We start from the raw sequence: 7,258 nt of genomic DNA, 5'->3' as shown, positions 1-7,258 counted from the left end.
AAGTAGGTGAACACAATAAAACCAAACTGTGTAAAGAAACGTAAAATCGCCCAAACCCTCTTCACTCTTGCCTTTTGCCTTGCCATAACGACAATTTTCAACGCCAACCTACTTATGTATTTTTATATTTAAATTATTAAGGTAATCAATGAAATCCATAGTATTCATCGAACCATTCAAAATAATTCGTTTACTTGTATGCGAACTTGGTCTAAAGATAACATAGTCCAAAAAGTAATCTTTTTTGAACCTCATAGTTATTGAATTGTTTCTATCTTTTTCCCATTCCAAATGAAAAAGACCACTTTCACTTACTGTGATACTACTAGGTTTAGAAATATTTCTAATTGTTCCAATAAATAAAAACATTGATTTTAGGGATTCGAGAGAAAGATCACAGTCTTCTTCCTCATCACACAATTCTTTTAATTCATAAATGCGGTTAAAAAGATAATCACCTTTCAATTTAATAGCATTCATACCATATTTCACTATCTCATCAAAGGTAGATAATTGATTTATTTCATCTATGCTAATTGATTTCTTTTTTTGTACTCCCCGCTTTTCTGGTTTATGTTCTTCAATTCTGTTTGTTAAGTTGTTGGTTGTCTCGATAATTTTGTTTTCTTTGTTTTCACTGAAACGAAATCCAAAAGGATTTTTTTCCTCTATAAAAAATTTTTGTTCTTCTACAAAAAGAGAGGGACTGGGGTACTCTTGGTACTTTGGATTACTAGGAGTTATTTTCATCTTCCTCCTCCATTAATTTTTCAATTTCATCTGAAGTTGGTATTTTTTGGTTTGTGTCATCTTCAAATTCTTTCAAAGCTTGAGCTAGAGAGTTTACAAGTGATTTTGCCGTAATATGAGAAGCATTAAGTACCGCTTCTGGTTTTCCATTGCGTTTTAACAAGATTAAAATATCATTTCTAGATACTCCAATACCAAACGCGTTGAAATAAATACTGTTTAATTCACTAGACTGGATGATCTCTATCATACTTTGTTCTTGATTATCTTTTTCTAAATCCATGATCTTACCTTTTAGTGTTGTTGTCGATCTCGTGGGTGGAGAGAATGAAACCCAATACTCACCAATCGTTTAATTAATTATGGCATAACGATACCGCAATTATCAACCTCAATCAACATCTTCAACTGTTGTTTTCCCCAACTTAATGAAGCTAAACTGCTATGTTAATTTTTAGAAGCAAATCAATAAATATACTTAGTAGCCTGAAATGGCGGGTTTTCCCGCCTCTACTTAATTCCTATTTAATATTTTCGCTCTTTTGGTGCAAACATTGTGATTGTGACGGGACGATATTGAATATTAATTCCTGTTGGTGAATAATAAGCCATGGTGTGTTGTAAAAACTTATTATCGTCTCTTTCGGCAAAGTCTTCTCTAAAGTGTGCGCCACGACTTTCTTGGCGATTGAGGGCGGAAGTTAAAATGGTTTGTCCAACTACCATTAAACTTTGTAGTTCTAAGGCTTCAACTAATTCTGTATTCCAGCTTTTTCCTTTGTCATCTAAATATATTTGTGAATATTTTTGTTGTAGTTGGGCGATTTTTTCTAATCCCTGACGCATTACTTCGTCGGTGCGGAAAACGCCACAATTTTCAGTCATATTATCTTGAAAAGCTTGACGGATTTGATTAATTCTGTACTGTCCTGGTTGGTCTATTAAGAGTTGTATTTGTTCTTTGGCTTCGTTGATGTAGCGTGTTTCATCTATGGATGGTAATTGCCGATTTTGGACATAATTAGCGATCGCCGCCCCAGTCCTTTTACCATAAACTACACATTCCAATAAGGAGTTACTACCCAGACGATTTGCCCCGTGAACCGACACGCAAGCAGTTTCCCCAGCAGCAAAAAAGCCCTCGACAAAACTATCATTATTACTTCTAACTTGTCCGTCAGTGTTAACAGGAATACCACCCATACAATAATGATTGGTAGGACGCACAGGCATAGGTTGAGTCACAGCATCTACACCGACCAACCGATGGGCTTCTTCCCAGCAAAAGGGAACACGACTCATGATTTTTTCCTTACCCAAATGGCGTAAATCCAGATAGACAAAGGGACCTCCCGCACTCCCATTAGTATTTACACCACGACCAGCCCGGATTTCATAAGCGATCGCCCGTGAGGTAATATCACGAGGGGCTAACTCCATGCGACTGGGGGCGTAATTAGCCATAAAGCGATCGCCATCGGCATTAATCAAATATGCCCCTTCACCGCGCACAGCCTCGGAAATCAGCACCCCCACAGGATACAAACCCGTAGGATGAAACTGGACAAACTCCATATCTGCCAAAGGTAAACCAGCCAAAGCTGTCATCGCCAAACCATCACCAGTAGAAGCATAATCATTAGAAGTCGTGTTATAAACCCGACCATAGCCCCCCGTAGCAAACATCACAGCCTTCGCTCGTAACACCTCAATATGCCCATCCAACAGGTGAAACATCACCACACCCTTCGCCTGACCATCCTCCAAAATCAGGCGCATTACATACCATTCTTCGTAAATTTGCACACCATAACGGCGCAAATTATTCACTAACTCATGTAAGATTGCATGACCAGTTTTATCAGCCGCATAACAAGTGCGGTTGTGAGAATGTCCACCAAAAGCCCGTTGAGCAATCCGACCATCAGGTAAACGAGAAAACAATACCCCCAGATGTTCCAAATCAATCACCACATCCGGTGCTTCCTGAGTCAAAATTGCCACCGCATCTTGATCCGCCAAATAATCGGAACCCTTGACAGTATCAAAAGCGTGAGCTTCCCAAGAATCCGTACCATCCACATTTTTTAAAGAAGCCGCCATACCACCTTGAGCAGCCACCGAATGAGAGCGAATTGGGTGAGTTTTGGCAACTACCGCTACCTTTAAACTAGGGTCAGTCCGGGCAATTTCCACCGCAGCCCGACATCCAGCCAAACCACCACCAACAATAATTACATCATGTTCAAGCATCATCAACCACCGATTAAAAAAAAATTCCCCGTCTAAAAGACAGGGTAATAGAGAAATTGTAAATTTGACATCTGGTGCAAAAAAATGTAGAGACGCTTCATATAACTTCTCTACAAGGGTTGTAGCAAACACACATTTAATTTTTACCAAATGTCTATTGGTGAAATCCCCTTTAGCTAGTTACTTGGACTGGGTTTTGTGAAATACTACTTTGTATTGATTCTGTCTTGGTTTTTGGCTCTACAGCATTGAGTTCAATATTATTTAATAAAGTCGTCACAAAGGCGAAAAGTAAAAAAGGTAGAGATAAGAGAACCACAAGACCTACTGTAGCTAAAGCGTATACAGGTCTTTTTGCACCCATCAGTGCTAAAGCTGATGCCAAGCTAATAGTAATCGTAATTAACCAAACAATAATTTGACCGTAAATATCACCAAAAGTTAAGGTACAGACAAAGCGATAGTTTTGAATATTATTTTTGTTCATTTTAAAACTGGCCTCAATTTTGTCCTATAGCTTCTACCTTAAATCTATGTTTGCCTCAAGAACAATTTCTCAATATATTTCCAAGGTTTGTAATATTACTTTACAAAAAACTAATGTTCAGTCACATCTCTTGGGAAATTGTCAATTCATGTATTTTATGTATAACCATTTATACAGAGAACACGGTTAAAAAGAAAATTTCTTCTATAAGGGAACACCAAAAAATAAATTACCCAATTTTGTGGGATGGGCATCCTGCCCGTCCTTAATGATTAGCGGGCTTTTCGTCCCGCACCACAAGAAATTTTTGGGTATTTTTTTAATTGGAAGTCCCTAATACAAAATTCGCCAGAGGCGATCGCTCGACTGAATAGAATTCCTGACATCAATCTGTATCAATAAAAGCATTCCCATCTCAGGGTTAGCAAATCAAGTTTGCACCAAAGGAGGTGTCATCGTTAAAGGTAATGGACATTTATTCATTCAACATAGTCTCTTATAATTAATAAAAACTTATCCTCAATTTAAAAATCTATGATATAAAAGTAAATAAAACTTAATCATTATTCATGCAAATGCTAAATGACTCCCCTACCTTACCCAAATTCAAAGATTTACTAACCAAAAAAATTCTCTTAGGTAACGAACCCAGTGCTGAGTTAATAGCAATTCTTACCATCTATTTTGTTCAAGGTATACTGACATTATCGCGTTTAGCTGTCAGCTTTTTTCTCAAAGATGAATTACTATTAGGTCCCGTGCAGATGTCAACAATTATGGGAATCTGTACTATACCTTGGATGATTAAGCCATTATATGGGTTTATTTCCGATAGTTTACCCATATTTGGTTATCATAGAAAACCTTACATAGTTATGTCAGGAATTCTGGGCTGTGCAGCTTGGGGATGTTTAGGAACAGTCGCTCATACTAGTACAACAGCCACAATTATGATTGTACTTTCTTCTGTCTCTGTGGCTATTAGTGATGTGATAGTTGATTCCATAGTAGTTGAAAGAGCCAGAAACGAATCAGAAGCCAAAATAGGTTCTTTACAATCTCTTTGTTGGGGTAGTTCAGCTATTGGTGCCTTATGTACAGCTTACCTCAGCGGGTTACTTTTAGAATATTTTACCACCCGTATAGTATTTTTAATAACAGCATTATTTCCTTTAATTATTTCATCTGTAGCTTGGTTAATTCCTGAAAAACCTATTAATAAAGATCACAAAAAAAGCAACAACACAAAAGATCAACTACTAAAAATCCGCCAAGCAATTACTCAAAAAACAATTTGGTTGCCCACATTATTTATATTTATTTGGCACGCTACACCAAAAACCGAATCAGCATTCTTCTATTTCACAACTAATGAACTCCACTTTCAACCAGAATTTTTAGGACGAATTCGGTTAGTGACGAGTTTTGCTTCCCTAATTGGAGTTTGGGCTTTTCAACGTTACTTTAAGCACATTCCCTTTAGAACTATGATTACTGCGGGTATTTTCCTGTCCACAGCTTTAGGAATGACGAATTTATTATTAGTAACGCACACCAACAGAATGTTAGGCATAGATGATCATTGGTTTAGCTTAGGTGATAGTTTGATTATTACTGTGATTGGGCAAATTGTATTCATGCCTATATTAGTATTATCAACAAAGCTTTGCCCTCCCGGCGTAGAAGCCACATTTTTTGCGTTAATCATGTCTGTATTTAATGTAGCAGGAACAGTTTCCTACGCATTAGGATCAATAATGATGAAATGGTTAGGAATCACAGAATATCAATTTGACTCCCTGTGGTTATTAATCATTCTCACTAGCTGTACTTCTCTGATACCCATATTTTTTGTTAAATTGCTACCAGATGATAGAATTGATAATGATGTACTTATTTAATAGATAAAAATCTCCAAGACAATTAGATTTATCTCTATATTTACATCCCTGATTTTCTGAAAAAATTTACCATAGCCAAGAAAAAATGCAAATCTTAGAACCTCAAGATCAGCAAAATCTCCAAAAATCCTACACTCTCAAAGATTGGCAAGGAGGATATGAATCTCTTAACCAGGAATTTGATTACTGGATTGATGATATAGAAGGGGAAATACCGCCAGAATTGCAAGGAACATTATTTAGAAATGGACCTGGTTTACTAGATATTAATGGGCAAAAATTACATCATCCCTTTGACGGTGATGGCATGATTAGCCGGATTACGTTTACCAATAGCCGCGCCCATTTTCGTAACCGCTTTGTTACCACAGCAGGTTATTTAGCAGAAAAAAAAGCGGGTAAAATTCTTTATCGTGGTGTTTTTGGTACACAAAAACCGGGCGGCTGGTTAGCTAATATCTTTGATTTCAAAATCAAACATATTGCTAATACTAATGTAATTTATTGGGGTAAAAAACTATTAGCACTATGGGAAGCATCCGAACCCTATTTACTTAATCCGCACACTCTAGAAACATTAGGGAATGAATACTTCAACGGTGTTTTATCTAAAGGGGAAGCCTTTAGCGCCCACCCGCGAATTGATGCCAATGGTACATTAGTTAATTTCGCTATTACACCAGGACTATCAACTACAATTAACATATTTGAGTTAAACACCGACGGAGAAATCACCAATAAACAAAATCATAGCGTTGCTGGTTTTTGCTTCATTCATGATTTTGTGATTACAGAAAATTACTGTATTTTCTTCCAAAATCCTGTTAGTTTTAACCCTATACCCTTTGCTTTGGGAATATCTAGTGCCGCCCAATGTATTAAAGTTCAAAAAAATCAACTTACAAAAATCATCATTATTCCTCGCCAAAACCCAACTAAAAAAATCAAAATTTTAGAAACTCAGGCAGGTTTTATTTTCCATCATGTTAATGCTTTTGAAGTGGGTAATGAAGTTATCATTGATTCTATTTGCTATGAATCGTTACCAGAAGTTGAACCCAATAGCGATTATCGAGAAACAGATTTCGATGCCAATTCTCCTGGCAAACTTTGGCGATTTAATCTGAATTTACAAACCAATACAGTCGAAAATCATTTAATAGATGATCGATCTTGTGAATTTCCCACAATGCACCCTCATCATGTTGGTAAATCCTATCGTTATCTATACGCGGCTGCGGCTCATAAATCAACGGGAAATGCACCCCTACAAGCAATTTTCAAACTTGATTTAGAGTTACAACAAAGACAATTATGGAGTGCTGCACCAGCAGGTTTTATCGGTGAACCAATTTTTATTCCTCGTCCAAATTCCCAAACAGAAGATGATGGCTGGCTACTAGCTTTAGTTTACGATGCAGAACATCATCGTTCAGATGTGGTAATTTTAGATGCTGTAAATTTGGAAAAAGGTGAAATTGCTAAATTACACCTCAAACATCATATTCCCTATGGCTTACATGGGAGTTTTACACCAGAAACATTCATTTAATTAATGTAGGTTGGGTTAAGCGTAAGTGCGACCCAACAAAATCATATTAAAGAGAACGTAAAAATACCTTTAAACCATCACTCGGTTGAGGCATGGGTGTCCTTTTTAAATCTAAATTTTGTCCTGGCACAAGTTCCCATTCATAACCACGTAAGAGCAAAGCAGTAAATATTTTCATTTCTAACTTAGGATCGTGGATTAAATAACCTGTAATTCTGGTTTAGCGGTGTAATTCCATTGCGGCAAGAATTCATCAAAAACAATCTTCATGTTTGATTTGAAATCAAGAGCCACTTTTCGACCTGTTTGATAGGT

At 36.9% G+C, this 7,258-nt stretch carries 7 protein-coding genes; 2 read left to right on the top strand and 5 right to left on the bottom strand.

Annotation, left to right across the window (positions count from 1 at the left end):
* Nucleotides 1-108: 108 nt before the first annotated feature.
* The 4 genes from IQ228_RS17190 to IQ228_RS17175 all read right to left on the bottom strand — a co-directional run bounded on the left by IQ228_RS17190 (nt 109) and on the right by IQ228_RS17175 (nt 3,490).
* Nucleotides 109-750, bottom strand: a complete 642-nt coding sequence (locus IQ228_RS17190) for a hypothetical protein (RefSeq protein WP_027403856.1) — start codon at nt 748-750, stop codon at nt 109-111.
* Entirely contained in the window at nt 734-1,033 is a 300-nt protein-coding gene (locus IQ228_RS17185; protein WP_193963696.1) for a hypothetical protein, read from the bottom strand. The genes IQ228_RS17190 and IQ228_RS17185 overlap by 17 nt, the downstream gene beginning before the upstream one ends.
* A gap of 242 nt (nt 1,034-1,275) precedes the next feature.
* Nucleotides 1,276-3,003 (bottom strand): succinate dehydrogenase/fumarate reductase flavoprotein subunit, encoded by a 1,728-nt coding sequence (locus IQ228_RS17180; RefSeq protein ID WP_193963700.1) that lies wholly within the window; start codon nt 3,001-3,003, stop codon nt 1,276-1,278.
* Nucleotides 3,004-3,175: 172 nt separating this feature from the next.
* Nucleotides 3,176-3,490: a hypothetical protein gene (locus tag IQ228_RS17175; protein ID WP_193894480.1), complete on the bottom strand. Its 315-nt coding sequence runs from the start codon at nt 3,488-3,490 to the stop codon at nt 3,176-3,178.
* Nucleotides 3,491-4,065: 575 nt separating this feature from the next.
* Here IQ228_RS17175 and IQ228_RS17170 point away from each other — a divergent pair.
* Both IQ228_RS17170 and IQ228_RS17165 read left to right on the top strand, forming a co-directional pair.
* Nucleotides 4,066-5,391: a folate/biopterin family MFS transporter gene (locus tag IQ228_RS17170; protein ID WP_193963698.1), complete on the top strand. Its 1,326-nt coding sequence runs from the start codon at nt 4,066-4,068 to the stop codon at nt 5,389-5,391.
* Nucleotides 5,392-5,476: 85 nt separating this feature from the next.
* Nucleotides 5,477-6,943, top strand: coding sequence for a carotenoid oxygenase family protein (locus tag IQ228_RS17165; RefSeq protein WP_193963694.1), 1,467 nt, complete (start codon nt 5,477-5,479; stop codon nt 6,941-6,943).
* Nucleotides 6,944-6,989: 46 nt separating this feature from the next.
* Here IQ228_RS17165 and IQ228_RS27205 read toward each other — a convergent pair whose 3' ends face one another.
* Entirely contained in the window at nt 6,990-7,121 is a 132-nt protein-coding gene (locus tag IQ228_RS27205) for a hypothetical protein (RefSeq protein ID WP_255549983.1), read from the bottom strand.
* Between the last annotated feature and the right edge of the window lie 137 nt (nt 7,122-7,258).

The sequence above is a fragment of the Dolichospermum sp. LEGE 00246 genome, from assembly GCF_015207865.1.
Lineage (GTDB): Bacteria > Cyanobacteriota > Cyanobacteriia > Cyanobacteriales > Nostocaceae > Dolichospermum > Dolichospermum heterosporum.
Note: the sequence above shows the minus strand (reverse complement) of the source record. Positions and strands in the feature narration are given on the sequence as shown.

What these genes read in the sequence shown, in the direction of transcription:
- IQ228_RS17190 (WP_027403856.1), bottom strand. Translation starts at nt 750, where the DNA reads ATGAAAATAACTCCTAGTAATCCAAAGTACCAAGAGTACCCCAGTCCC.
- IQ228_RS17185 (WP_193963696.1), bottom strand. Translation starts at nt 1,033, where the DNA reads ATGGATTTAGAAAAAGATAATCAAGAACAAAGTATGATAGAGATCATC.
- IQ228_RS17180 (WP_193963700.1), bottom strand. Translation starts at nt 3,003, where the DNA reads ATGCTTGAACATGATGTAATTATTGTTGGTGGTGGTTTGGCTGGATGT.
- IQ228_RS17175 (WP_193894480.1), bottom strand. Translation starts at nt 3,490, where the DNA reads ATGAACAAAAATAATATTCAAAACTATCGCTTTGTCTGTACCTTAACT.
- IQ228_RS17170 (WP_193963698.1), top strand. Translation starts at nt 4,066, where the DNA reads ATGCTAAATGACTCCCCTACCTTACCCAAATTCAAAGATTTACTAACC.
- IQ228_RS17165 (WP_193963694.1), top strand. Translation starts at nt 5,477, where the DNA reads ATGCAAATCTTAGAACCTCAAGATCAGCAAAATCTCCAAAAATCCTAC.
- IQ228_RS27205 (WP_255549983.1), bottom strand. Translation starts at nt 7,121, where the DNA reads ATGAAAATATTTACTGCTTTGCTCTTACGTGGTTATGAATGGGAACTT.